Raw genomic sequence first — 24,720 nt, forward strand, 5'->3', positions numbered from 1 at the left:
CGGAACGGGATGCGGTCGGGGGTGGGCGTACGGCGGTGTGCGGCGGCCGGGTGCGGGTCAGCGGCCGAAGCGGCGGCGGTACTCCGCCGGCGGCTGGCCCAGGGTCTTCACGAACGCGCGGCGCAGCGCCTCGGGGGTGCCGTAGCCGCAGGCCCGGGCGATCTGGGCCACCCCCTCGCCGCTGTCCTCCAGCAGCCGCCGCGCGTGCTCGACCCGTACGTGCTGCACGTACCGGCCCGGGGTAACCCCGGTCTCGGCCTGGAAGGCCCGCGCGAAGTGCCGCGGCGAGAGCCCCGCGCGGGCGGCGAGCGCCTCCACGCCGAGGTCCTCCCCCGGGTGCTCGGTGATCCAGTGCTGGACCTCGCGCAGCGGCTCCCGCAGCGCCGTCTGGGCGGCGAGCTGCGCGCTGAACTGGGCCTGGTTGCCGGGGCGCCGCAGGAAGACGACCAGGTGCCGGGCGATCGACAGGGCGACCTGCCTGCCGTGGTCCTCCTCGACCAGGGCCAGGGCGAGGTCGATGCCCGCCGTGACGCCGGCGGAGGTGGCGACGGAGCCGTCGCGTACGTAGATCGGGTCCGGTTCGACGGCCACGCGCGGATGGTCGCGCGCCATCTGCTCGCACGCCGACCAGTGCGTCGTGGCACGGCGGCCGTCGAGCAGCCCCGCCTCGGCGAGCAGCAGCCCGCCCGTGCACACGGACACCAGCCGCTGCGCGCCACCCCCGTGGGCGCGCAGCCAGGCGGTGAGCCGCGCGTCGAAGTCTCCGTAGCGTCCTCCGGGCACGAGCAGGGTGGTGCCCGGGCCCGGCCGCTCGTCCTCCAGGGAGCCGTCGGGGACGAGGGTGAGGCCGCTGCCGGTCCGCACCGGACGCCCGTCGGGGGACGCGGTCCGGATCTCGTACGGCGTCCGCCCCGGGAAGTGCGAGACCGCGGCGAACACCTCCACGGGGCCGGTCAGGTCCAGGCTCTGCATGCCGTCGTAGAGGACGGCGAGCACGCTGCGGGGTGACATGGCTCCATGGTGTGAGCCCGGCCCGGGCGGCCGCAATGACGTGCTTCCCACCTATCCGGCCATCGGCCCGGGGCGGGGCCCCGCGGCGCCCCGGCTGCGGTGCGGGCGCGGATAGGATCGGTGCACCATGACTGCAACCCTCGTCGCCAAGAACATCGGTGCCGCGCACGGCGAGCGCACGCTCTTCGCCGGACTGGACCTCGTCGTCGCCCCGGGCGACGTCATCGGCCTCGTCGGCGTCAACGGCGCCGGGAAGTCCACCCTGCTGCGGCTGCTCGCCGGACTGGACGCCCCCGAGGAGGGCGAACTGCGGCTCTCCCCGCCCACCGGCACCGTCGGGCACCTGCCGCAGGAGCCGGAGCGCCGGCCCGGCGAGACGGTGCTGGAGTTCCTGCACCGCCGGACCGGCGTGGCCGCCGCGCAGGCGGAGCTGGATGCGGCGACGCAGGGCCTCGTGGACGGGGCGCCGGGCTCGGACGACGCGTACGCGACGGCCCTGGACCGCTGGCTGGACCTCGGCGGCGCCGACCTGGACGAGCGGGCCCGGGAGGTCGCCGACGAGCTGGGCCTCGCCGTGGGCCTGGACCTGCCGATGACCGCCCTGTCCGGCGGCCAGGCCGCCCGCGCGGGCCTGGCCTCGCTGCTGCTGTCCCGGTACGACGTGTTCCTGCTGGACGAGCCGACCAACGACCTCGACCTCGACGGCCTGGAGCGGCTGGAGCGGTTCGTCGGCGGCCTGCGCGCCGGCACCGTCGTCATCAGCCACGACCGCGAGTTCCTGGCCCGCACGGTCACCAAGGTCCTCGAACTGGACCTGGCGCAGCAGCAGATCAACCTCTACGGCGGCGGCTACGAGTCGTACCTGGAGGAGCGGGCGCGGGCCCGGTCGCACGCCCGCGAGGAGTACGAGGAGTACGCGGACAAGCGGGCCGCCCTGGAGGGCCGGGCCCTGATGCAGCGCAACTGGATGGACAAGGGCGTCCGCAACGCCCGCCGCAAGGCCACCGACAACGACAAGATCGGCCGGAAGCTGCGCGGCGAGGCCAGCGAGAAGCAGGCGGCCAAGGCCCGGCAGACGCAGCGCGCCATCGAGCGGCTGGAGGTCGTCGAGGAGCCCCGCAAGGAGTGGGAGCTGCGCATGGAGATCGCCTCCGCCCCGCGCTCCGGCTCGGTGGTGGCGACGCTGCGCGAGGCGTCCGTCAAGCGCGGGGACTTCGCGCTCGGGCCGGTGAGCCTCCAGGTGGACTGGGCGGACCGGGTGGCGATCACGGGGGCGAACGGCGCGGGCAAGTCGACCCTGCTGGCGCTGCTGCTCGGCCGGCTGGCCCCGGACTCGGGTTCGGCGGCGCTGGGTTCGGGCGTGCTGGTCGGCGAGGTGGACCAGGCGCGCGGGCTGTTCCTCGGCGGGGAGCCGCTGCTGGAGGCGTTCTGTGCGGCGGTCCCGGAGACCGAGCCGGCCGACGTGCGGACGCTGCTGGCGAAGTTCGGGCTGAAGGCGGCGCACGTCCTGCGCCCGGCCGCGACGCTCTCCCCCGGCGAGCGGACCCGGGCGGCGCTGGCGCTGCTCCAGGGCCGCGGGGTGAACCTGCTCGTGCTGGACGAGCCGACGAACCACCTGGACCTGCCGGCGATCGAGCAGCTGGAGTCGGCCCTGGAGGCGTACGAGGGCACCCTGCTGCTGGTCACGCACGACCGGCGGATGCTGGAGGCGGTGCGGGTGACCCGCCGCCTGCGCGTCGCCGACGGCAGCGTCGCGGAGCTGTAGGCGCGGGCCGTCCGGCGGCTACCGGGCGGCGGGCGGCCTGCGGGTGCGGGCCATCCGGCGGGCGACGAAGCCGCGCGGGAGGTGCCGTGCGGCCAGGGCGTACGCCCGGTAGCGGCGGCCGGCGATGCTGACGGGCCGGCGCAGGGCCAGATCGCGCAGGGCGCGGTCCACGACGGCCTCCGGCTCCAGCCACACCGCGTCCCGCAAGGACGTCGTGTCCATGCCTGCCCGGGCCTGGAACTCGGTGCGGGTGAACCCGGGCACCACGGCGAGCACCCGCACCCCGTACGGGGCGGCGTCGACGCGCAGGGACTCGCTGAAGGCGGTCACCCAGGCCTTGGCCGCGCCGTAGGTGCCGGTCGGGAGGAGTCCGGCCACGGAGGACACGTTGAGCACGGCGCCGCGGCGGCGGGCGCACAGCCCGGGCAGGACGGCGTGGGTCAGGCGGAGCGGCACCTTCACGAGGAGGTCGAGCATCCGCTCCTCGTCCTCCACGGGGCTGTGCGGGAACGGGGCGGCGAGCCCGAACCCGGCGTTGTTGACGAGGATGTCGACGGGCCGGGCGGGGTCGGCGAGGCGGTCGGCGACGCGCCGGAGACCGGCCTCGTCCAGCAGGTCGGCGGGCAGGACCTCGCAGTGCGCGCCGAACTCGCGGTGCAGCCGGCCGGCCGCCTCGCGGAGCCGGTCGGCGTCGCGGGCGACGAGGACGAGGCGGCAGCCCTTGGCGGCGAGGCCGCGGGCGAAGGCCGCGCCGAGGCCGGAACTGGCCCCGGTGATCAAGGCGGTGGTCACGGGAGGTGTCTCTTCCTGCGTGTTTGCTGCGTGATTGCTGCGTGATTGCTGCGTGTTCGGCTGCGTGTCCGGCTGCGTCTTTTCCTGCGGCGGTACGCGGTTCAGGGGGCGAAGGCGGCGGTCTCGGGCGAGCCGTAGGCGCGGGCGACGTCCACGAGGAAGCGGGCCTCGTCCTCCAGCCCGGTGCCCTCGGCCGGGGTCTGCATGGCGGCGGGCAGCACCCACTGCGCGGCCGGCCCCGGCATCCCGGACCGGCCGGCGAGCTTCGCCTCGCGGGCCTCCTTCAGAACGCAGGCCAGGGCGGCCGCCGGGCGCCGCGGCTCGGGGATGCCCCGCACGGTGACGTGGGCGGCGGCGAGTTCGGGCACGCCGGGGGCGACGTAGTCGCCGAGTATCAGGATGGCGTCGCGGGTCTCGATGACCTTGCGGTAGACGAGCAGGTTGCGCGGGATCGGCGGCCACAGCAGCTCCAGGAGGCGCCCGGCACGGGGCCTGGTGAGCGCGACGTGCGGCACGGCCTGGACCAGGTCGCGCCACAGCGGCCACAGCCGCCACGCGGTGGCGGTGTCGGCGGCGGCGCCTCGGAGCGCGAAGACGGTGGGGACGAGGATCGCGGCGGCGCGCAGCAGGCCGTGCAGGTTCATCGTCAGCGGCATCGCGGGCATCGCCCAGGTGCTGCCGAAGAGGGCCTTGAGGAGGAAGGCGACCCAGAACACGCCGGCGAGGGCGGTGCCGAGGCCGAACAGGCGCAGGCCGAAGGCGAGGGCGCGGCTCTCCGTGCGGCCGCTGTAGCGCCAGCACAGGGCGACGCAGACGGTGTTGGCGATCAGGTGCGCGGCGATCAGGAGCATCCAGTACGCCGTGGAGGGCACGGGGTCGCCCTGCGCGGGGATGGTGTGGGTGCCGTGCGCCGGGGCGGTCGCGTCGAGGACGGCGAGGGCGGCGAGCCAGACGGCCGTTCCCGTCCAGGCGGCGATCTGGAGGGCGCGGCCGCGGGTGGCGGCGGCGACGAAGTAGAGCACGGCGCCCGCGGAGAGCACGCCGATGAGGTTGCGGGTCAGGCCCACGGCGTGGGAGTGCGCCGGGTCGCGCATGGCGTGCGCGACGACGGCGGGCAGGTTCAGGGTCATCGCTGCGGCAGCGGTGGCGACGGCCAGCCACAGGCCGCGCTGCTGCGGGGAGCGCAGCGCGGCGGGCGCGCGCAGCAGGACGGCGGCCCAGAGGCAGACGACGCTGGGGACGGCGAGCGCGTCCCCGAGCGCGAGGAGCTCAGTGGCCACGGGTGCCCCGCCCGTAGCCCATGGCCGACTCCAGCCGCGCGAGGGTGCCGCGCAGTTCGGCGGCAGGCTTCGGGCAGGGCGTCGCCGTGCGGATGCGGATCATGCTGGCGAGCATCTCCGCCTCCTGCTCCTGGCGGGTGGTGTAGTTGGTGCGCCCGAGGACGACGGGGGCCTGGCCTCCGTTCTCCTCGGCGCGCAGCGAGTGGTGGCCGAAGAGGATGTGCCCGAGCTCGTGGAGGACGATGTGCTCGCGGTGCAGCGCGGTGGTGTGGCTCTCGTAGAAGACGTAGTCGACGCTGGCGGTGCCCACCCACAGCCCGCACACGCCCGATTCCGCGGCCTCCTTGGGCAGGGGGTGGAGGCGGATGGGCCTCCCCCGCTGCTCGGCCATCCGGTTGCAGAGCCCTTCGAGGGAAAAGGGGTGGGTGAGGTCCAGATGGCCGAGAATCTTCTCGCACCGTTTGCGGAGGCCGAGTTGCGAGTGGAGCATGTGATCCCTCTTCGGACCCTTTCGCGGGCAGCGTCGGTAGGCGTGAGCAGGCATGGGCGTGACGTCCTGTGCCATCGGAGGGCCTCGTAAGGTGCGGTCGCGAGGGGAAACGGAAAAGCCCGTCCGCCGGACGACGAACGGGCGTTCCCCATGCCTACAGATCATCTGTGCGGGTTGGCAAGGCATGTCCGCAGGTGGGGTGGCTATTCGGCCACCCCGCGGCGGGGCCTTTCCCGGGGCCCCGCCACGTGCCGCCGCGCACCCCTGCCGCGCCTCGCTACCGGGTGCGCCGCCCCTCGGGGCCGGCGAGGCCCGCGCGGCGCAGGGCGTCGGCCATCGCGCTGTTCGCGGGGGCGGGGGCGCCTCCGCCCTGGCCCTGCCTCCGGCCGTCGCCCTGTCCGCCGCGGCCCTGGCCGCCGCGCCGGCCGCCCTGGCGGTCCTGGCCGCCCTGGCCGCCCTGACCGCCGCCGCGCTGCTGTGGGGGCCGGCCGCCGCCGCGCCCGCCCTGGCGGTCCTCGCGCTGCCGCGGCGCGCCGCCCGCCGCCGCACCGTGCTCGTCGTCCAGGCGCAGGGTGAGGGAGATCCGCTTGCGCGGGATGTCGACGTCGAGGACCTTCACCCGGACGATGTCGCCGGGCTTGACGACCTCCCGCGGATCCTTGACGAAGGTCTTCGACAGGGCCGAGACGTGCGCGAGGCCGTCCTGGTGGACGCCGATGTCGATGAAGGCGCCGAAGGCGGCGACGTTCGTGACGACGCCCTCCAGGACCATGCCGGGCTCCAGGTCGCCGATCTTCTCCACGCCCTCCTTGAACGCCGCCGTCCGGAACGCCGGGCGGGGGTCGCGGCCGGGCTTCTCCAGCTCGCGCAGGATGTCCGAGACGGTCGGCAGGCCGAAGGCCTCGGTGACGAACTGCTCGGGCCGCAGCGAGCGCAGCACCGAGGTGTTGCCGATCAGCGCGGCGACCTCGCTGCCCGCGGTCTTCGCCATCGTCCGCACCACCGGGTACGCCTCGGGGTGCACGCTGGAGGAGTCCAGCGGGTCGTCGCCGCCGCGGATGCGGAGGAAGCCGGCGCACTGCTCGTACGCCTTCGGGCCCAGCCGGGCCACGTCCTTGAGCGCCTTGCGGCTGCGGAAGGGGCCGTTCGCGTCCCGGTGGGCGACGATGTTCTCGGCGAGGCCGGCGCTGATGCCGGACACCCGGGCGAGCAGCGGCGCGGACGCCGTGTTGACGTCGACGCCGACGCCGTTCACACAGTCCTCGACGACCGCGTCGAGGGAGCGGGACAGCTTCACCTCGGACAGGTCGTGCTGGTACTGGCCGACGCCGATCGACTTCGGGTCGATCTTGACGAGTTCGGCGAGCGGGTCCTGCAGGCGGCGCGCGATGGACACCGCCCCGCGCAGCGAGACGTCCATGCCGGGCAGCTCCTGCGAGGCGAACGCGGACGCCGAGTACACGGAGGCACCCGCCTCGGAGACCATCACCTTGGTGAGCTTCAGCTCCGGGTGGCGGGAGATCAGGTCGGCGGCGAGCCGGTCGGTCTCGCGGGAGGCGGTGCCGTTGCCGATCGCGACCAGCTCGACCGCGTGCTCCTCGGCGAGGCGGGCCAGCTTGGCGAGCGACTCCTCCCACCGGTTTGCGGGGACGTGCGGGTGGATCACGTCCGTCGCGACGACCTTGCCGGTCGCGTCGACGACGGCCACCTTCACGCCGGTGCGGAAGCCCGGGTCGAGGCCGAGGGTGGCGCGGGTTCCGGCGGGCGCGGCCAGCAGCAGGTCGCGCAGGTTCGCGGCGAAGACCCGGACGGCCTCGTCCTCGGCGGCGGAGCGCAGCCGCATCCGCAGGTCGATGCCGAGGTGGACCTGGATCTTGGTGCGCCAGGCCCAGCGGACCGTGTCGGCGAGCCACTTGTCGCCGGGGCGGCCGCGGTCGGCGATGCCGAAGCGGTGGGCGATCGTGCCCTCGTACGAGGACGGGACGGGCCCGTGGGAGGGGTCCTGCGGCTCCTCCGGCTCCAGGGTGAGGTCGAGGACGTCCTCCTTCTCGCCGCGCAGCATGGCGAGGACGCGGTGGGAGGGGAGCTCGGTGAACGGCTCGGCGAAGTCGAAGTAGTCGGCGAACTTGGCGCCGGCCTCCTCCTTGCCCTCGCGGACCTTCGCGGCGAGCCGCCCGCGGCCCCACATCCGCTCGCGCAGCTCGCCGATGAGGTCGGCGTCCTCCGCGAACCGCTCGGTGAGGATGGCCCGGGCGCCCTCCAGGGCGGCGGCCGCGTCCGCGACGCCCTTGTCCGGGTCGGCGAACGCGGCGGCCGCGGCGGCCGGTTCCACCGACGGGTCGGCGAGGAGGCCGTCGGCGAGGGGCTCCAGGCCGGCCTCGCGGGCGATCTGCGCCTTGGTGCGCCGCTTGGGCTTGAAGGGGAGGTAGATGTCCTCCAGCCGGGCCTTGGTGTCGGCCGCGTTGATCCGGGCCTCCAGCTCGGCGTCGAGCTTGCCCTGCTCGCGTACGGAGTCCAGGATCGCCGCGCGCCGGTCCTCCAGCTCGCGCAGGTACCGCAGCCGCTCCTCCAGGGTGCGCAGCTGGGCGTCGTCGAGCATCTCGGTCGCTTCCTTGCGGTAGCGCGCGATGAACGGGACGGTGGAGCCGCCGTCGAGCAGCTCGACGGCGGCCTTGACCTGCCGTTCCCGTACGCCGAGCTCCTCGGCGATCCTGCCTTCGATGGACATCGTCACGTTCGGTTCCGCCTGCCTTCGTCGTGCACTGGAAGGCTGCCCATTGTGGCAGGTGGCCGCGCCCGGCGGCGCGGTACGTCAGGCCTTTCCGAACGCGTCGGCGGGGAAGGCCCCGGCGGCGACGGCCTGGGCGACGAAGCCGCCGCCCAGCTCGGCGAGGCGGGCCAGGCCCGCGGCGCCGAGGTGCTCGTAGGGGCCGGCGTCGAGGCGGTCGGTGGCGTCCTCCAGCCGTGCGCGGACGGCCCGGCCCTCGGCGGTGAGCTCGCCGTCGGCGTCGAGGAGGCCGCGCTCGCGGAGCCGGGCGGCCGCACCGTCGAGGTCGGACTGCTCCCAGCCGCGGATCGCCTTGACCCACTTCGGGGTCATGCCGCGGCCGGTCGCGGTGTGGCTGACGAGCGCCTCCAGCGGGTCCAGCCCGGCCTGGAGGAGCGCGGCGAGGTGGCCGTCGCCGCGGTGCTCGCGCAGCAGGGTGGTGGCGTGCCACAGGCGCAGGTGGGCCTCGTCGGGGACGGGGAGGTCGGCGTGGGCGGCGTAGAGGGTGCGGGCGTGCCGGGAGCACCCCTCGGTCGCGCGCATCGCCAGGTCGGCGGCCTCGGCCATCGCCGGGGAGGTGACGGCCTCGTCGCCGAGGAGGCGGCGCAGGGTCCGGTCGGCGGCGCGGAGGCGGGCGGCGACGGCCTGCGCGGGGGTGAGGGTGTCCCAGACGGCGGGGAGGTGCCGGGCCACGAAGTCGTGGCGGTAGTTGTAGAAGGTGGCGGTGACGGTGCCGGCGCCGACGGCGCCCATGGCGGCGGCGCGGGAGGCGAGGGCCGCGGTGGTGCGGTCGGCGACGCCGAGGGCGGCGAACTCCGCGGACAGGTCCGGGGAGAAGTAGATCGTCGCGTGCAGCGGGTTGATCGCGGCGTGCCAGGCTCGGCGGGCGGCGTGCTCGGGAAGCGTCATGGCGGCCAGGTTACCGACTGCTCAGTATGCCAGGTCGGCGGGGGCCGGAAGGGCAGGCTCCGGGGGCCGGAGGGACGGGGCCCGGGGGCCTGCACGGCGGGGTTCGAGGGTCCGGCGGCGTGGGGCGGGCGACGGTCGGAACCCTGCGGTTTCGGCCTTTCTCGGCCGCGGGCGGCGCCCGCCGCAGCGGATCGCGGCGGGGTCCGAAGCGGACGCCGGGGGCGCAACCGCCCCCGTACGGAGGGCACGCGGCCGCCGGTGTGACGGCCGAATGGCGATCGTGTGACAGCCGGGGCCATGGACACGACATGGGGCGCAGGGGGTGAATACGGTCGAACACGACCACCCCCCGGACGACTTGGAGCCCACCCGTGCACCGCAAAGTCATCGCCCCGAGCGTGCTCGCCGCCTCCCTCCTGCTGGTGATCCCGGCATCGGCAGCGGGTTCGGCCGCGGGCGCCCCAGGTATCGGCGACCCCTACTACCCGGCGAGCGGCAACGGCGGATACGACGTGTCGCACTACGACCTGCGCCTGAAGTACCAGCCGAAGACGGACCTGCTGGAGGGCACCGCCACCCTGCTGGCCACCGCCAGGACGGACCTGTCTCGCTTCAACCTGGACTTCGGGCTGAAGGTCAGCGAGGTCCGCGTCAACGGCGCGAAGGCGAAGTTCGCCGCGTCCGGCGTGCACGAGCTGGAGGTGACCCCCGCCAGGCCGCTGCCGAGGAACACCCAGGCGACCGTCGTCGTCAAGTACGCCGGGAAGCCCTCGGAGTTCAAGGTCGACGGCTGGTCCGCCTGGCAGCGCACCCCGGACGGCGGTGTCGCCGCGCAGGAGCCCGAGGCCGCGGCCTGGTGGTTCCCCGGCAACGACCACCCGCTCGACAAGGCCACCTTCGACGTCTCGGTCAGCGTCCCCGACGGCACCCAGGCGATCAGCAACGGCGTCCTGCAGTCGCAGACCTCGCGCCTGGGCTGGACCCGCTACCACTGGCGTTCCAACAAGCCGCAGGCCACGTACCTGGCGACGCTCGCCGTCGGCAGGTTCGACATCACCACCGACAGGACGGCGAACGGCCTGCCCGTCCTGAACGCCTACAGCAAGGACCTCGGAGACAACGCGGGCGCCGCGCGGGCCTCCGTCGAGCGGACCGCCGAGATCGCGGAATGGCTCGAAGGGGTCTTCGGGCCGTACCCCTTCAACGCGCTCGGCGGCTACGTCCCGAACGTGCCGTCCGGCTTCGCGCTGGAGACCCAGACCCGCCCCTTCTACAGCCCGCGCCAGTTCGCCAACGGCGCCAACACCTCCGTCGTGGTGCACGAGCTGGCCCACCAGTGGTACGGCGACAGCGTCTCCGTGGCGGGCTGGCGGGACATCTGGATCAACGAGGGCTTCGCCCGCTACAGCCAGTGGCTGTGGTCGGAGAAGGAGGGCGAGGGCACCGCGCAGGAGCTCGCCGAGTGGACGTACGCGGTGCGTCCGGCGGAAGACCCCTTCTGGCAGGTCAAGCCGGGCGACCCGGGCCCGGACAACCAGTTCCACGCGGCCGTGTACGACCGCGGCGCGATCGCCCTCCAGGCACTGCGGAACGAGATCGGCGACGAGGCGTTCTTCAGGATCCTGAAGGGGTGGCCGACCGAGCGGGCGCACGGCAACGCGAACGTCTCCGACTTCGTCCGGTACGCGGAGCAGGCGTCGGGCAAGCCGCTGGCCGCGCTGTTCGACACCTGGCTGTACACGCCGGGCAAGCCTGCCTTCGGCACGCCGTCCGCCGCCGCGACGAAGGACGGGCGCGCCCCGCAGGCGGCGCCGGCCGCCGAGCGGGCGGAGCCGAAGTCGTGGAAGAAGATCACTGCGACGAACGGGGTCCACGACACCGGCCACGGCCACGGCCACAAGCACTGACCGGGCTGACGCGGGCCGCCGCCCGCCGCTCCCGCGCCGGCGCCCCTCAGCGGGCGCCGGCGCGCCGGCGGGCCCGCGCCCGGTAGGCCAGCGGCAGGTAGCGCAGCCGCTCGGGCAGCAGCGGGACGAGCAGCCGCACCGCCGTGCTGAACCGGCGCAGCCTGCGCTCCTGGGCCGGCGTCCACTCCAGCCCGATCGCGGCCCGCGCCTCCGGCGGCATGTACCCGACGGTGACGAACGCCCGGAAGTGCAGGAACGCCGCCCGCAGCAGCGGCCACGCCAGGCGCGTCAGGATCCGCACCGGCAGCGGGCCGCCCCGCGGCCGGGGCAGTGGCACGTCGGTGGCGACCAGCTCGCGGGCCACCTTGGTCGGCTCCAGCTCCTCGGCCAGCATGCGGCGGTAGTACGGCCAGTACTCCTCGACGGTCTGCGGCATGTCCCGGTCGCGGAGCCCGAGGATCCGCCCGACCTGGAGCCACTCCCGGTACAGCTGCCGCTCCTGGGCCGGGGTGAAGCGGCGCAGCAGGTACCTGCCGGCGTACAGGTAGACCGGGAAGCCGGTGGCGTGCACCCACGCGTAGCAGGCGGGGTCGAGGGAGTGGTAGCGGCGGCCCCGGGTGTCGACGCCCTGGATCTCCTTGTGCAGGCGGCGCACCCGGCGGCCCTCCTCGGCGGCCTCCCCGCCGCCGTACACCCACAGCTGCACGGAGCGCAGCGAGCGCTCGCCGCGCCCCCAGGGGTCGGTGCGGAAGACGGAGTGCTCGTCGACGCCTGCGCCGATGGCGGGGTGCGCGACCTGCATGGTGAAGGCCGCGGGCAGCATCAGCAGCGCCCGCACGTCCCCGGCGATGCTCCACAGCACCCCTCCGGGAGGCGGCGGCTGCGGCTCTTCCCGACGCGCTCCACCGGGGCGCGACCCCGGCTCGGCAGGCTGCTGTGCGGTCGTCATGGCGCTCCCCCTGGTCCGGTGCTCGTACGTCCAGTATGGCCGCACCCGTACCGTTTCCCCAGGTCGGGGCCGGGGTGGTGCGGCCCCGCCGGCCGCGGCGACGGCACATCGTAAGAACGGCGCCAGAAACCCTTGTCACGGGTGTTACCCAGAGGTAACCGCGGCTGCTTGGATGACGGGGTCGGTCTCCCCCACCCCGGATTGATGGAGCGTCCATGCCTCCTGTCCTCCCGTTCCCGCACCGCCGCCCCCGCGCCACCGCGGTGGCCGTCGCCGCGGCCGCGGCCTGCGCCCTGACCGCCGTCGGCGCCCCGCCCGCCGGCGCCGCCGAGGCGGCCGCGGGACCCCGGCTGAGCGTGCTGACGTACAACGTGTTCCTGATGAGCAAGAACCTGTACCCCAACTGGGGCCAGGACCACCGGGCCGCGGAGATACCCCGGACCTCCTTCTACCAGGGCCACGACGTGGTCGTACTCCAGGAGGCCTTCGACAACAGCTCCTCGGACGCCCTCAAGGCCAACTCGGCGGCGCAGTACCCGTACCAGACGCCGGTCGTCGGCAGGAGCCGGACCGGCTGGGACGCGACGGGCGGGGCCTACTCCTCCACCACCCCGGAGGACGGCGGCGTCACGGTGCTGAGCAAGTGGCCGATCGTCCGCAAGGAGCAGTTCGTCTACAAGGACGCCTGCGGCGCCGACTGGTGGTCCAACAAGGGCTTCGCCTACGTCGTGCTGGACGTGAACGGCACGAAGGTGCACGTGGTCGGCACCCACGCCCAGTCCACCGACCCGGGCTGCGGCGCGGGCGAGGCGGCGCAGATGCGGGCCCGCCAGTTCCGGGCGATCGACGCCTTCCTGGACGCCAAGAACATCCCGGCGGGCGAACAGGTCCTCGTCGCGGGCGACATGAACGTCGACTCGCGCACCCCGGAGTACGCGTCGATGCTCGCGAACGCCGACCTGGCGGACACCGACACGCGCACGGGGCACCCGTACTCCTTCGACACGGCCCTCAACTCGATCGCCCGCTACCGCTACCCGTCGGACCCGCGCGAGGACCTGGACTACGTCCTGTACCGCAAGGGCCACGCCCGCCCGGCCGGCTGGGAGAACAACGTGGTCAACGAGGTGTCGGCCCCCTGGACGGTCTCCAGCTGGGGCACGTCGTACACGTACACGAACCTCTCGGACCACAACCCGGTCATCGGCCGCTGACCCCGCCCCGGCGGCGACCCGCCCCGCTCCCGGCCGGGAGCGGGGCAGCCTCAGGCCCCGTGGACAACCGCCGCCACACCGTCCACGGCGTCCAGGGCCGCCGCCCACGGGTAGGGCTTCTTCTCGCCGGGCTGGTTCGGTACGAACCCGTCCTCGCCGTACAGCACCCGCACCCCGGCCGACCTGAGCGTTTCCAGCGACAGCGGGAACTGCGGGTGCTGCGCGTACGCGGCGTTCACGCACGGCATGACGGCCATCGGGATGCCCTTGCCGATGCCCTCCGCCACGACGCCCACGGCCCACGTGTCGGTGATGCCGAGCGCCCACCGGTTGACGGTGTTCATGGTCGCCGGGGCGAACAGCACCGCGTCCGCCGTCGGCCACACGTCCGGCTCGCCGGGCCGCTTGTAGCGCGTGCGGACAGGATGCCCGGTCAGGGCGGCGAGCCCCGGCAGGCTGCCGTCCAGCCAGTCCGCGGCCGTCGGGGTCAGACCCAGACAGACGTCCCAGCCGCGCCTTTGCGCCTCTTCCACGACCCCGGCGACCTCGAACACAGGCGGGGCGGCTGAACAGAGAAGGTACAGGGTCCTCGTCGTCATACCCCTGACCCTATGCAACCGCACCGCTCCCCGGGTTACTGGCGAAACCCGGCATCAGCGCCGAAGTCGCGCGGTAGCCTCGTCCATGACGAGTTCCGGACGGAGACCGCCATGCCTCTAGCCGACGACGACCACGCCGGTTACCGGATCAGGGAGCAGCGGCGCTTACGGCGCCTTTCCCAACGCGAGTTGGCTGACCGCATCCCGTACAGCCTCAGCCTGCTCAACCAGGTCGAGTGCGGCGCCCGCTCGGCAACTCCCGGGTTAGTGGCGGCAGTGGCGCAGGCGCTCGGAGTGGACGCGTCCAAGCTGACCGGACCCGCAGCCGCAGGTCCGCTGCCCTCCGAACGGCTGCTCGCCCTCGTGGCTCCGCTGCGGGAGGCGCTCGACCGGTTCGACCTGGGGCCCAACCCGGACCTGACCACAGTCCAACCGGCGCGTGACCTGATCGCTAAGGCGGACGCGGTGTGTCGGCAGGTGCGTGCCGCGCGCCTGCGAGCGGCGGCCGCTGCGCTGCCAGGCCTCATCCTGGAGCTGACCCACTGCGTGTGGACCTCGCCCTCCGCGCCGCTGTGGCGGGCCCTCGCCTCGGCCTACCGGACCGCCCACGACGTGGCGCTCAAGCTCGGCCACCCCGACCTCGCCCGCGTCGCCCTGGACCGCATGGGATGGGCCGCCGGGAAGGCCTCGGACCCGTGCACCGAGGCGGTGCAACGGTACAAACGCGCGATTCTCTGGCGCTGCGCGACGAGCCTGCCGCTGATCTCGTCGGGGCACGGCCTGCTGACCGGGGAGACGAGCCGCGAGGCCCTCGCCGTCGCCGGTCAGCTCCACCTTGGAGCAGTCACGGTCGCCGCGAAGAACGAGGATGCCTCTGCCGTGGCGACGCATCTGGCGGCCGCCCGCGAACTGGCGGACCGTGTCGGAGGCGAAGCCAGGGAAGTGCACTGGCTCTCATTCGGCCGGGTCAACGTTCAGCTGCACGAGCTTGGTGCGTCCATCGCGATGCGCCGCTTCGACGACGCTCTCGGCCAGGCCCGCGCGCTGAAGCTGCCGGATTCGATGTTGATGTCGCGCCGGGCCCGCTACCTGGTGGACCGAGCGCTGGTCGAGATGGAGGCCGGCTCCCCCAAGACGTCACTGCGGTACCTGGCGGAGGCCAGGAAGGCGGCGCCCGAGCAGACACGCCACCTGCCCGGTACGCGCGCCACCATCCGCGGTCTGGTGCACATGTCACGGCGGGCCCCGGACAGCCTCGGGGGGATGGCCCGCTGGATCGGCATGTAGCACTCACAAATCTGTGAGCGTTCCCCGCTCGCCCGGCCGCCACGCTGGTGCCTCCACCTCCTGACGATGTTGGGGAGCACCAGCATGGGCATGCCGCAGGATCACACGGGAGCAACCGCGCTGATCGCCCGAGCACTCGCCTCGTACGCGGAACGCCCCGGCCCGGAGGCCGTCGCGGCGCTCGTCGACGACCTGCTCACCTGCGGGCAGGAGCTCCACGGCTCGCTCTCCCGGGCGCCCTCGCAACACCGCCCCGCCGGAACGGTCGCGGCGCTCGCCGAGTGGGAGTACTTCGCGGCCGTCGGCCCCCTGGGGTCGGGCCCCCACGCAAACTGGAACTACGCCCGGGCCTTGGCCCGGATCATCCGGCAGCTGCTGGCCTCGGGGCGATAGCGAGACAGGCGGGCGGGGCTTCGCGACCAGTCCGGCGCACCAGGCGCGCCTTCCGACTGCTCGAACCACCGTTGGCGGGGCGGGCGAGGCGGGGTAGGCGGGAGCCACGCGGTCGGGGTCGGAGAGACGGCGGCGGGCGTGAGTTGGCGGGAGCCGACGACTCGGGGTCGGTGGGTGCGGGGGGTGTCCCGGCAGCCCATTGTCCTTCCGGGGCGGGCCGCCCTGTAAAGGGCGCGCCCGTTGGGCGCGTCGCTGCGCGATGGCCCTTCGGGCCACCCTTGACAGGACGACCCACCCCGGAATGCCAACAAGCTGCCGGGAAGCCCCCAGGGGAACGGCCTGGAGGGACCATCACCTACCGGCCGGATCAGAGCCGCTGCCCTCCCGCCCCGGGGCCCCTTTCACCCCACCGGCATCAGCAGACCCGCCAGCGAGAGCCGGGCGGGCTGTGACGTCGTGAAGCGATGCCCAGAGCATCATCCGCAGACAGGAGCGCGTCGGATCGCTACGGGGGCGCCGTCGGCTCAGCGGCTGACCCCCGGATCGCCGGATCATGGCGGTTGGCGGGTCGGATGCGGTCGTCCTGCGGCCGGAGGCCGATATGGGAGGAGCAGGGAGTGGGCTGGGGCGCTGCGCTGCCCCGGACGGCGGGCGGTCGCCGAGCAGCCCGCGCATGCAACGATCTGAGGCGCCTCCGCGCCCCGGGCGGTGGTCGGTCGCCGCAACCGACGAGGCCTGTGGCGGGCGGGGGCGCTTCGCTGCCCGTGACGACGGCCGATGGCCGATGGCCGATGGCCGATGGCCGATGGCCGCTGAGCTGAGGGCGCCCACGTAGCGATCCGGCGCGCTCCTGTCTGCGGATGATGCTCTGGACGTCGTTTCCCTACGTCACAGCCCAACCCGGTTTCCGTCGGCGGGTCGGCTGATGCCGGTGGGGCGAAAGGGGCCCGCGGGGCGGGAGGGCGGCGGCTCTGATGGCCCTGAATGGTCCACGTACCCCCAGGCCGTTCCCCTGGGGGCGTCCCGGCAGAAAAAATGCCTCCGGGGCGGGTCGGTCGGTCAAGGGTGGCCCGAAGGGCCATCGCGCAGCGACGCGCCCAACGGGCGCGCCCTTGACGGACCGGGCCGCCCCGGACACCATCAACTGCCCGGGACACCCCCAGACACACACCCGACCCCGACCCATCGACTCCCGCCCCCGGCTCCCGCCTCGCCCTCGCACCCCCGCCCCCGGCCCTGCGGCTCCCGCCACCCCCGCCCCGCCCTCGCCTTGGGCGCAGGCCGGGGTGCCGACTTCGACCGGAGCGCCGGCAGGGTTACCGGGGCTCGGGCGGGTCCGTGTACAGGGAGTCGATCGTGTCGGCGTATTTGTCGCGGACCACGCGGCGGCGGAGTTTCAGGGACGGGGTCAGTTCGCCCGTCTCCGGCCCCCATTCCGTGGTCAGCAGGTGGTAGCGCTTGATCTGTTCCGTGCGGTTGAGGCGGGCATTGGCGGTCTCGACCGCGGCGGCGATTTCCGCGCGCACCTGCGGGTGCCGGGCGAGGTCGGCGAGGGAGGCCGCCTCGATGCCTCGGGCCGCCGCCCAGGCCGGGGCCAGTTCGGCGTCGAGGACGAGGAGGGCGACGAGGTAGGAGCGGCCGTCCCCGTGGGCCAGGGCCTGGCCGATCAGAGGGTGTTCCTTCAACGTGTTCTCCACCAGGGCCGGCGAGACGTTCTTGCCGGTGGAGGTGATGATCAGCTCCTTCTTCCGGTCGGTCAGCCACAGGAACCCGTCCTGGTCGATCCGGCCGATGTCCCCGGTGGGGAACCAGCCCTCCGCGTCGTGGGCGCCCTCCAGCGTCCCGTCGGGCCTGAGGTAGCCGCCGAAGACGGTCTCGCCGCGGGCGAGGATCTCCCCGTCGTCGGCGATCCGCAGCTCCAGGCCCTCGATGGGCCGGCCGACCGAGCCGAGCCGGAACGCGTCGTGGCTGTTGACGGTGCACACGCCGGAGGTCTCCGTCAGGCCCCACGCGTCCATGACGGTGATCCCCCAGCCGGCCCAGAACCGTACGACGTCGATCGGCATCGGCGCGGTCGCGCTCGCCGTCCACAGCAGCCGGTCGAGCCCGGCCAGCCGCAGCAGCGGGTCCAGGACGTGCTCCTTGGCCCGGACGTACGCGGCCTCCGGCCCGGCGGGGACGGGCTCGCCTCGCTCCAGGTGCCCGGCCACGGTCCGGGCGAGGCCGTTCGCCTCCTCGATGGCCTCCCGCTGCTCCCGCGGCAGCCCGGCGAGCACCGCCCGCAGGCCGGCGGCGAGCTTCTCCCACACCCGGGGCACCCCGAAGAACTGCACCGGCCGCAGCTCCCGTACGGCGGCGGCGACGGCTGCCGGGTCGGCGACGAGCCGGACGTGCGCGGCGCGCAGCAGCGGCAGGTAGATGCCGAGGATCCGCTCGGCGATGTGCGCGAACGGCAGGTAGCAGATGTGCTCGGCGTGCTCGGGGAGTTCCACGCGCCGGTCGAGGCGGACGGACTGGAGCAGGATGTTGCGGTGGGTGAGCCGGACCCCCTTGGGGTCGCCGGTGGTGCCCGAGGTGTAGACGACGGTCAGCGGGTCCTCGGGGCGCAGCTCCCGCCAGGCCTTCTCGAAGGCGTCGGGGGTGTGCAGCCGGGTTCCGGCCGTGTAGACGGCGTCGTACGAGCGGTGCGCGCCCGCGGCGCCGGCGTCGGCCACGACGAGCCGCTCCAGCGGTACGGTGCCGTCGGCCAGCAGCGGTTCCCAGCGCGGCAGTTCGGCGGCGCCGCCGACGACGGCGAGGCGGGCCCGGCTGTGGCGGGCGGTGTACGCGATCTGCTCGGGGGCGGAGGTGCCGTACACGGTGACGGGGACGGCACCGAGGTGGACGAGGGCGAGGTCGGTGAGCCAGTGCTCGGGCCGGTTGCCCATCATGATCAGCACGTGTTCGCCGCGTTCGACGCCGAGCGAGGCGTACCCGGCGGCGAGGACGGCGACCCGGCGCCGCACCTCGGCCCAGCCGAGGGTGGTCCAGCCGGGGGATGCGGTATCCCCCGTGCGCCACGAGAGGGCGGGGAGGTCGCCGTACTCGGCGGCGTTGCGGGCGAGCAGGGCGGGCAGGGTGAGCTGTTCGGGACGTCCGGGCAGTCGCAGGATCGTGCTCATGGGCAGCTCCTCGCCGTTTCACATCGTTGGTGCGACAGCAATACTGTTGAACCGCGGTACCGGAACGGGACGTGCTGAGCAGAGAGCGGGGCGAGTGACCATGACCACCGGGGTGCCCGAGCCCACGCTCACCGTCGACGAGCTCGCAGCCCGGGCGGGGGTCACCGTCCGCACCGTACGGTTCTACAGCACCCGCGGGCTTTTGCCTCCTCCCGTGATCGGACCGCGCCGGGTGGGCCGCTACGGGCCCGAGCACCTCTCCCGGCTCGCGCTGATCGAGGAGCTCCAGCACCAGGGCATGACGCTGTCCGCGATCGAGCGCTACCTGGACGCCCTGCCCGGCGACCTCAGCGCCCACGACCTGGCCATCCACCGGGCGCTGGTGTCGTCGTGGGCGCCGGACGCGGCGGAGGAGGTGTCTCTGGAGGAGCTGGAGCGGCGGGCGGGCCGGCCGCTGCCGGAGGAGGACCTGCGCCGGCTGGCCGCGATGAACGTGGTCGGGGGCGGCCCGGAGCGGTTCCGGGTGGACCTGTCGCTGCTCCGGCTGGGGGTGGCGCTGCTGGACGTGCCGATCTCGCACGGGACGGTGCTGGCGGCCCGGGAGGTGCTGCTGGAGCACGCCCGGGCGACGGCCCGGGAGCTGACGCGGCTGTTCCGCGACGAGGTGTGGGGGCCGTTCACGGAGGGCGAGGACGATCCGGAGCGGGTGGAGTCGATGAAGGCGCTGTCCGCGCACATGCAGCCGATGGTGGTGCAGGCGCTGGTCACGGCGTTCCAGCGGTCGCTGCGCGAGGAGCTGAAGGCCCAGTTCGCCGCCGGCGACTGACGAGCGCGGACCGGCCGCGCCTCCCAACTGCCTGCGGCAGCCGGTAGGTTCGGGATCATGTCTGTGATCCACAAAACCACCATCACGCCGACCAAGCTCGAACTCCTCGCGGCCTGGCTGCCCTCGCAGCCGTGGTACGCCGCCACGGGCGGCGCGCCGGACCCGGTCAAGGCCGGCGGGTTCCGGCTGGACGACCCCGAGGGCGAGGTCGGCATCGAGTTCATGGTCGTCGCCGACGCCTCCGCGCCGGACCCGGTCGCCTACCACGTGCCGATGACGTACCGGGGGGCGCCGCTGGAGGGGGCCGAAGGGGCCCTGATCGGCACTGTCGAGCACGGGGTGCTGGGCACCCGCTGGGTGTACGACGCCGCGCACGACCCGGTGGCCGTCGGGCAGGTCCTCGCGCTGCTGCGCGGCGAGGCGCAGCCCTGGGCGCAGAGCATCGACGGTGCGCCGGACCCGACGGTCGTCGTGGAGGGGGGCCCGGGTGCGGCGGAAGGGCTCGATGCGGCGGCCGCGGCGGCCGCGACCACGGCGGAGGGCACCGAGGTCCGCTTCGCGGGCGGGCCGACGGTGCTGCGGATCGTACGCGCCCTGCGGCCGGGCGGCCCGCAGGGCGGTGCGGCCGGGGTCGTCACCGGCTGGACGGCCCCCGACGGCACCGCGCTCCGCGGGGTGTTCGCCGCGCTGGGCGGCGCCTGACGCACGCCTCGGGCGGCACCTGCCGGACGTCGGGCGGGGGCCGCCGGCCGGCGTGCGTCAGGCCGCCGCGTCAGTCCGCGTACGTCTCCCCGCGCTCGGCCTTCGCGACCAGCGAGGCGGGCGGCGTGAAGCGGTCGCCGTAGCGGTCGGCCAGTTCGCGGGCCCGGGCGACGAAGCCGGGCAGGCCGCCCTCGTAGCCGTTGATGTACTGGATCACGCCGCCCGTCCAGGCGGGGAAGCCGATGCCCATGATGGAGCCGATGTTGGCGTCGGCGATCGAGGTGAGCACGCCCTCGTCGAGGCAGCGGACGGTGTCGAGGGCCTCGGCGAAGAGCATCCGCTCCTTCATGTCCTCGAAGGGCACGTCCGCGCCGGGGCGGGCGAAGTGCTCGCGCAGCCCCGGCCAGATGCGGGAGCGCCTGCCCGCCTCGTCGTAGTCGTAGAAGCCGGCGCCGCCGCTGCGGCCGGGGCGGGCGAACTCGTCGACCATGCGGTCGATGACCTCGTCGGCGGGGTGCGGGGTCCAGGTGCGGCCCTCGGCCTCGACGGCCTTGCGGGTCTCGTTGCGGATCTTCCGCGGGAGGGTGAGGGTGAGCTCGTCCATGAGGGAGAGCACCTTGGCCGGGTAGCCGGCCTGGGCGGCGGCCTGCTCGACGGAGGCGGGCTCGACGCCCTCGCCGACCATGGCGACGCCCTCGTTGATGAACTGGCCGATGACGCGCGAGGTGAAGAAGCCGCGCGAGTCGTTGACCACGATGGGGGTCTTGTTGATCTGCCGGACGAGGTCGAAGGCGCGGGCGATGGCCTCGTCGCCGGTCCGCTCCCCCTTGATGATCTCCACGAGCGGCATCTTGTCGACGGGCGAGAAGAAGTGCAGGCCGATGAAGTCGGCGGGGCGGTCGACGCCCTCGGCGAGGCCCGTGATGGGCAGGGTGGAGGTGTTGGAGCACAGCAGCGCGTCGGGCGCGACGACGTCCTGCACCTCCTGGAAGACCTTGTGCTTCAGGGAGGTGTCCTCGAAGACCGCCTCGATGACCGCGTCACAGCCGGCGAGGTCGGCGGTGTCGGCGGTCGGGGTGATCCGGGCCAGCAGCTCGGCCCGGGCGGCCTCGGTGGTGCGGCCCTTGGCGACGGCCTTGTCGAGCAGCTTCTCCGAGTACGCCTTGCCCTTGGCGGCGGCCTCGGCGGTGACGTCCTTCAGGACGACCTCGATGCCGGCGCGGGCGCAGGAGTAGGCGATTCCGGCTCCCATCATCCCGGCGCCGAGGACGGCGACGCGGCGGACGGTGCGCGCCTCGACGCCGCGGGGGCGGCTGCGGCCGGCGTTGACGGCCTGGAGGTCGAAGAAGAACGCCTGGATCATGTTCTTCGCGGTCTGGCCGGTCACCAGCTCGGTGAAGTAGCGGGCCTCGATGGTCTGCGCCGTCTCGAAGTCCACCTGGGCGCCCTCGACGGCGGCCGCCATGATGTTGCGCGGCGCCGGGTACGGGGCCCCGTTCAGCTGCTTCTTGAGGTTCGCGGGGAACGCGGGCAGGTTCGCGGCGAACTTGGGGTGGGCGGGCGTGCCGCCGGGGATCCGGTAGCCGGGCGCGTCCCAGGGCTGCCTGGACTCGGGGTTGGCGTCGATGAAGGCGCGGGCCTTGGCGAGCATCTCCTCCGGCGTCGCGGCCAGTTCGTGGACGAGGCCGCTGTCGAGGGCGCGCTTCGGGCTGTACTGGGTGCCCTGGAGCAGGACCTTCAACAGCGCGTCGGTGATGCCCATGAGGCGGACGGTGCGGGTGACGCCGCCTGCGGCGGGAAGCAGGCCGAGGGTGACCTCGGGCAGGCCGATCTTCGAGCCGGGCGCGTCGAGCGCGATGCGGTGGTGGGAGGCGAGGCAGATCTCGTAACCGCCGCCGAGCGCGGCGCCGTTGATGGCGGCGACGACGGGTACACCGAGGGTCTCGATGCGGCGCAGCGCGCGCTTGATCCCGGTTCCGGTGTCGAAGGCGGCCTGCGCGTCCTCGGGACGCAGCCGGATCATCTCCTTGAGGTCCCCGCCGGCGAAGAAGGTCTTCTTGGCAGAGGTGTAGATGATGCCGCGGATGGAGTCCTTCTCGGCCTCGGCGCGGTCGGCGACGGCCGCGATCGAGTCCGTGAAGGCCTGGTTCATGGTGTTGGCGGACTGGTCGGGGTCGTCGAGGACCAGCGTGACGACGCCGGTCTCGTCCTGTTCCCAGCGGATCGTGGTGGACTCGCTCATGTTCGCTACTTCCGTGTCGGGGGGATCAGGGGGTGCAGGACGATGTCAGAGGCGCTCGACGACGGTGGCGACGCCCATGCCGCCGCCGACGCAGAGGGTGGCGAGCCCGTAGCGCTTGTCCTGGCGCTCCAGTTCGTCGACCAGGGTGCCGAGGATCATCGCGCCGGTGGCGCCGAGGGGGTGGCCGAGGGCGATGGCGCCGCCGTTGACGTTGACCTTGTCGAGGGAGACGCCCATGTCCTTGACGAAGCGCAGGACGACGCCGGCGAAGGCCTCGTTGATCTCGATGAGGTCGATGTCGTCGATGGTGAGGCCGGCCTTGGCGAGGGCCTTGCGGGTGGCCGGGGCGGGCCCGGTGAGCATGATGGTGGGCTCGGATCCGGACACCGCGGCGGACACGATGCGGGCACGCGGCGCCAGGCCGGCCCGCTCGCCCGCCTCGCGGGAGCCGATCGCGACGAGCGAGGCGCCGTCGACGATGCCGGAGGAGTTGCCCGCGTGGTGGACGTGGTCGATCTTCTCGATCCAGTGGTACTTCTGCAGGGCGACGGCGTCGAAGCCGCCGAGTTCGCCGATGTCGGCGAAGGACGGCTTGAGCTTCGCGAGGGTGTCGGCCGTCGTCCCGGGGCGGATGAACTCGTCGTGGTCGAGGACGACCAGGCCGTTGCGGTCGGTGACGGGGACGAGGGAGCGGGCGAAGCGGCCCTCCTTGACGGCGGTCGCGGCGCGCTCCTGCGAGAGGGCGGCGTACTCGTCGACGTCCCGGCGGGAGAAGCCCTCGATGGTGGCGATCAGGTCGGCGCCGATGCCCTGCGGGACGAAGTTGACGTCCCAGTTGGTCATCGGGTCGTTGAACCAGGCGCCGCCGTCCGAGGCCATCGGGACGCGGGACATGGACTCCACGCCGCCCGCGAGGACGAGGTCCTCCCAGCCGGAGCGGACCTTCGCGGCCGCCAGGTTCACCGCCTCCAGGCCGGACGCACAGAAGCGGTTCTCCTGCACGCCCGCGACGGTGTCGGGCAGGCCCGCGGCGATGGCCGCGATGCGGGCGATGTCGGAGCCCTGGTCGCCGACCGGGCCGACGACGCCGAGGACGATGTCGTCGATGGCGGCGGGGTCGAGTCCGGGGTTGCGCTCGCGGAGCGCGTGGATGAGGCCGACGACCAGGTCGATCGGCTTGGTGCCGTGCAGGGACCCGTTGGCCTTGCCGCGGCCGCGCGGCGTGCGGATCGCGTCGTACACGTACGCTTCGGTGCTCACTGGTCAAGCCTTTCGAGGGGAGGTTAGCCGAGCAGGGAACGACCGATGATCTCCTTCATGATCTCGGTCGTGCCGCCGTAGATGGTCTGGATCCGGCCGTCGGTGAAGGCCCGCGCGACCCGGTATTCGGTCATGTAGCCGTATCCGCCGTGGAGTTGCAGGCAGCGGTCGGCGACCCGCTTCTGGAGCTCGGTCGCCCACCACTTGGCCATCGAGGCGTGGACGTGGTCGAGCTGCCCGTCGGAGTGGTCGGTGATGCAGCGGTCGACGAACGTGCGGGTGACAGCGCACTCGGTGGCCATCTCGGCGATCTCGAAGCGGATGTGCTGGAGCTTCGACAGCGGCCGTCCGAACGCCTCGCGCTCCTTGACGTACGCGGTGGTGATCTCCAGCAGGTGCTCGGCCGCGGCGATGCCGGCCATCGCTATGGCGAGCCGCTCCTGGGCGAGGTGGTTCATCAGGTGGACGAACCCGCCGCCGAGTTCGCCGAGCAGGTTCTCCTTGGGGACGCGCACGTCGTGGAAGAACAGCTCGGCGGTGTCCTGCGCCTTCTGGCCGATCTTGTCGAGGTTCCGGCCGCGTTCGAAGCCCTCCGCGCCGCGCTCGACGACGAGCAGCGACAGGCCGTGCGCCCCTCCCCCCGGGCCGGTCCGGGCGACGACGATGACGAGGTCGGCGAGGATTCCGTTGGAGATGAACGTCTTGGATCCGTTGACCAGCCAGTGGTCGCCGCGGTCCTCGGCAGTGGTGCGGATGCCCTGGAGGTCGCTGCCGGCGCCCGGTTCGGTCATCGCGATCGCGGTGATCGTCTCGCCGGAGCAGAAGCCGGGCAGCCAGCGCCGCTTCTGCTCTTCGGTGCCCAGGTTGACCAGGTACGGGCCGATGATGTCGTTGTGCAGGCCGAGGGCCAGGCCGGGGGTGCCGGCCCGGGTGAACTCCTCGGCGAGGACGGCGGCGTACCGGAAGTCGGGGTTCCCTCCGCCGCCGTACTCCTCGGGGACGGCGAGGCCCAGCAGCCCCTGCCGGCCGGCGGCCCGCCATGCGTCCCGGCTGGTGATGCCGTCCTTCTCCCACTGCTCGTAGTGCGGCAGCACCTCCTTGGCGAGGAAGGTGCGGACGGTGTCGCGGAACGCCTCGTGGTCGGCGTCGAAGATGCGTCGTTGCAT

At 73.6% G+C, this 24,720-nt stretch carries 19 protein-coding genes; 7 read left to right on the forward strand and 12 right to left on the reverse strand.

Annotation, left to right across the window (positions count from 1 at the left end; all coding sequences use genetic code 11):
* Positions 1-57: 57 nt before the first annotated feature.
* Complete coding sequence (locus MUK52_RS04880) at positions 58-1,011, reverse strand: GlxA family transcriptional regulator (RefSeq protein WP_114055039.1); 954 nt, start codon at positions 1,009-1,011, stop codon at positions 58-60.
* A 127-nt stretch (positions 1,012-1,138) separates the two neighbouring features.
* Between MUK52_RS04880 and MUK52_RS04885 the strand changes: the two genes are divergently transcribed.
* A complete protein-coding gene (locus MUK52_RS04885; protein WP_284574836.1) occupies positions 1,139-2,776 on the forward strand; it encodes an ABC-F family ATP-binding cassette domain-containing protein in 1,638 nt (545 codons plus the stop codon).
* A gap of 18 nt (positions 2,777-2,794) precedes the next feature.
* Here the strand turns inward: MUK52_RS04885 and MUK52_RS04890 are convergent, their stop codons facing one another.
* The 5 genes from MUK52_RS04890 to MUK52_RS04910 form a co-directional block, all read right to left on the reverse strand.
* On the reverse strand, positions 2,795-3,568 hold the full coding sequence (locus MUK52_RS04890) for an SDR family NAD(P)-dependent oxidoreductase (protein WP_114055037.1): 774 nt from the start codon (positions 3,566-3,568) through the stop codon (positions 2,795-2,797).
* Between the two features lie 101 nt (positions 3,569-3,669).
* On the reverse strand, positions 3,670-4,848 hold the full coding sequence (locus MUK52_RS04895; RefSeq protein ID WP_284574839.1) for an MAB_1171c family putative transporter: 1,179 nt from the start codon (positions 4,846-4,848) through the stop codon (positions 3,670-3,672).
* Positions 4,838-5,338: an ImmA/IrrE family metallo-endopeptidase gene (locus MUK52_RS04900; RefSeq protein WP_114055035.1), complete on the reverse strand. Its 501-nt coding sequence runs from the start codon at positions 5,336-5,338 to the stop codon at positions 4,838-4,840. Before MUK52_RS04900 ends, MUK52_RS04895 begins: the two co-directional genes overlap by 11 nt.
* Before the next feature lie 277 nt (positions 5,339-5,615).
* The gene (locus MUK52_RS04905) at positions 5,616-8,072 is read right to left on the reverse strand and encodes a Tex family protein (RefSeq protein WP_114055034.1); all 2,457 of its coding nucleotides are present in this window, start codon (positions 8,070-8,072) and stop codon (positions 5,616-5,618) included.
* Positions 8,073-8,150: 78 nt separating this feature from the next.
* Entirely contained in the window at positions 8,151-9,014 is an 864-nt protein-coding gene (locus tag MUK52_RS04910; RefSeq protein ID WP_284574842.1) for an SCO6745 family protein, read from the reverse strand.
* 371 nt (positions 9,015-9,385) lie between these two features.
* On the opposite strand from MUK52_RS04910, the gene MUK52_RS04915 reads away from it, so the two are divergent.
* Complete coding sequence (locus MUK52_RS04915) at positions 9,386-10,921, forward strand: M1 family metallopeptidase (protein ID WP_284574844.1); 1,536 nt, start codon at positions 9,386-9,388, stop codon at positions 10,919-10,921.
* A gap of 46 nt (positions 10,922-10,967) precedes the next feature.
* On the opposite strand, the gene MUK52_RS04920 is transcribed toward MUK52_RS04915, so the two are convergent.
* Positions 10,968-11,870 carry an oxygenase MpaB family protein gene (locus MUK52_RS04920; protein ID WP_284574846.1) on the reverse strand — a complete coding sequence of 301 codons (903 nt, stop codon included), beginning with the start codon at positions 11,868-11,870 and terminating at the stop codon, positions 10,968-10,970.
* Between the two features lie 215 nt (positions 11,871-12,085).
* On the opposite strand from MUK52_RS04920, the gene sph reads away from it, so the two are divergent.
* Complete coding sequence (gene sph / locus MUK52_RS04925) at positions 12,086-13,084, forward strand: sphingomyelin phosphodiesterase (protein ID WP_284574848.1); 999 nt, start codon at positions 12,086-12,088, stop codon at positions 13,082-13,084.
* Between the two features lie 50 nt (positions 13,085-13,134).
* Here sph and MUK52_RS04930 read toward each other — a convergent pair whose 3' ends face one another.
* Positions 13,135-13,683: a flavoprotein gene (locus MUK52_RS04930; RefSeq protein ID WP_284574850.1), complete on the reverse strand. Its 549-nt coding sequence runs from the start codon at positions 13,681-13,683 to the stop codon at positions 13,135-13,137.
* Between the two features lie 111 nt (positions 13,684-13,794).
* Here MUK52_RS04930 and MUK52_RS04935 point away from each other — a divergent pair, with 111 nt between their 5' ends.
* Both MUK52_RS04935 and MUK52_RS04940 read left to right on the forward strand, forming a co-directional pair.
* Positions 13,795-14,970 carry a helix-turn-helix domain-containing protein gene (locus MUK52_RS04935; protein ID WP_284574852.1) on the forward strand — a complete coding sequence of 392 codons (1,176 nt, stop codon included), beginning with the start codon at positions 13,795-13,797 and terminating at the stop codon, positions 14,968-14,970.
* A gap of 84 nt (positions 14,971-15,054) precedes the next feature.
* Positions 15,055-15,363, forward strand: a complete 309-nt coding sequence (locus MUK52_RS04940) for a DUF6415 family natural product biosynthesis protein (RefSeq protein ID WP_284574855.1) — start codon at positions 15,055-15,057, stop codon at positions 15,361-15,363.
* Positions 15,364-16,679: 1,316 nt separating this feature from the next.
* Here the strand turns inward: MUK52_RS04940 and MUK52_RS04945 are convergent.
* Entirely contained in the window at positions 16,680-18,524 is a 1,845-nt protein-coding gene (locus tag MUK52_RS04945; RefSeq protein ID WP_284574856.1) for an AMP-dependent synthetase/ligase, read from the reverse strand.
* 100 nt (positions 18,525-18,624) lie between these two features.
* On the opposite strand from MUK52_RS04945, the gene MUK52_RS04950 reads away from it, so the two are divergent.
* A complete protein-coding gene (locus MUK52_RS04950) occupies positions 18,625-19,350 on the forward strand; it encodes a MerR family transcriptional regulator (RefSeq protein ID WP_114055025.1) in 726 nt (241 codons plus the stop codon).
* Between the two features lie 57 nt (positions 19,351-19,407).
* Complete coding sequence (locus MUK52_RS04955) at positions 19,408-20,052, forward strand: maltokinase N-terminal cap-like domain-containing protein (protein WP_284574858.1); 645 nt, start codon at positions 19,408-19,410, stop codon at positions 20,050-20,052.
* Positions 20,053-20,122: 70 nt separating this feature from the next.
* On the opposite strand, the gene MUK52_RS04960 is transcribed toward MUK52_RS04955, so the two are convergent.
* From MUK52_RS04960 to MUK52_RS04970, 3 genes are read right to left on the reverse strand one after another with little or no spacing between them, the layout of a single operon-like run.
* On the reverse strand, positions 20,123-22,294 hold the full coding sequence (locus MUK52_RS04960; RefSeq protein ID WP_114055023.1) for a 3-hydroxyacyl-CoA dehydrogenase NAD-binding domain-containing protein: 2,172 nt from the start codon (positions 22,292-22,294) through the stop codon (positions 20,123-20,125).
* Between the two features lie 45 nt (positions 22,295-22,339).
* Positions 22,340-23,554 (reverse strand): acetyl-CoA C-acetyltransferase, encoded by a 1,215-nt coding sequence (locus MUK52_RS04965; protein WP_114055022.1) that lies wholly within the window; start codon positions 23,552-23,554, stop codon positions 22,340-22,342.
* Between the two features lie 23 nt (positions 23,555-23,577).
* On the reverse strand, positions 23,578-24,720 hold the full coding sequence (locus MUK52_RS04970) for an acyl-CoA dehydrogenase family protein (RefSeq protein WP_114055021.1): 1,143 nt from the start codon (positions 24,718-24,720) through the stop codon (positions 23,578-23,580).

The sequence above is a fragment of the Streptomyces sp. 2P-4 genome, from assembly GCF_030167965.1.
GTDB classification, from domain to species: Bacteria; Actinomycetota; Actinomycetes; order Streptomycetales; family Streptomycetaceae; genus Streptomyces; species Streptomyces globosus_A.

What these genes read in the sequence shown, in the direction of transcription:
- MUK52_RS04880 (WP_114055039.1), bottom strand. Translation starts at nt 1,011, where the DNA reads ATGTCACCCCGCAGCGTGCTCGCCGTCCTCTACGACGGCATGCAGAGC.
- MUK52_RS04885 (WP_284574836.1), top strand. Translation starts at nt 1,139, where the DNA reads ATGACTGCAACCCTCGTCGCCAAGAACATCGGTGCCGCGCACGGCGAG.
- MUK52_RS04900 (WP_114055035.1), bottom strand. Translation starts at nt 5,338, where the DNA reads ATGCTCCACTCGCAACTCGGCCTCCGCAAACGGTGCGAGAAGATTCTC.
- MUK52_RS04910 (WP_284574842.1), bottom strand. Translation starts at nt 9,014, where the DNA reads ATGACGCTTCCCGAGCACGCCGCCCGCCGAGCCTGGCACGCCGCGATC.
- MUK52_RS04920 (WP_284574846.1), bottom strand. Translation starts at nt 11,870, where the DNA reads ATGACGACCGCACAGCAGCCTGCCGAGCCGGGGTCGCGCCCCGGTGGA.
- sph (WP_284574848.1), top strand. Translation starts at nt 12,086, where the DNA reads ATGCCTCCTGTCCTCCCGTTCCCGCACCGCCGCCCCCGCGCCACCGCG.
- MUK52_RS04930 (WP_284574850.1), bottom strand. Translation starts at nt 13,683, where the DNA reads ATGACGACGAGGACCCTGTACCTTCTCTGTTCAGCCGCCCCGCCTGTG.
- MUK52_RS04935 (WP_284574852.1), top strand. Translation starts at nt 13,795, where the DNA reads ATGCCTCTAGCCGACGACGACCACGCCGGTTACCGGATCAGGGAGCAG.
- MUK52_RS04940 (WP_284574855.1), top strand. Translation starts at nt 15,055, where the DNA reads ATGGGCATGCCGCAGGATCACACGGGAGCAACCGCGCTGATCGCCCGA.
- MUK52_RS04945 (WP_284574856.1), bottom strand. Translation starts at nt 18,524, where the DNA reads ATGAGCACGATCCTGCGACTGCCCGGACGTCCCGAACAGCTCACCCTG.
- MUK52_RS04950 (WP_114055025.1), top strand. Translation starts at nt 18,625, where the DNA reads ATGACCACCGGGGTGCCCGAGCCCACGCTCACCGTCGACGAGCTCGCA.
- MUK52_RS04955 (WP_284574858.1), top strand. Translation starts at nt 19,408, where the DNA reads ATGTCTGTGATCCACAAAACCACCATCACGCCGACCAAGCTCGAACTC.
- MUK52_RS04960 (WP_114055023.1), bottom strand. Translation starts at nt 22,294, where the DNA reads ATGAGCGAGTCCACCACGATCCGCTGGGAACAGGACGAGACCGGCGTC.
- MUK52_RS04970 (WP_114055021.1), bottom strand. Translation starts at nt 24,720, where the DNA reads ATGCAACGACGCATCTTCGACGCCGACCACGAGGCGTTCCGCGACACC.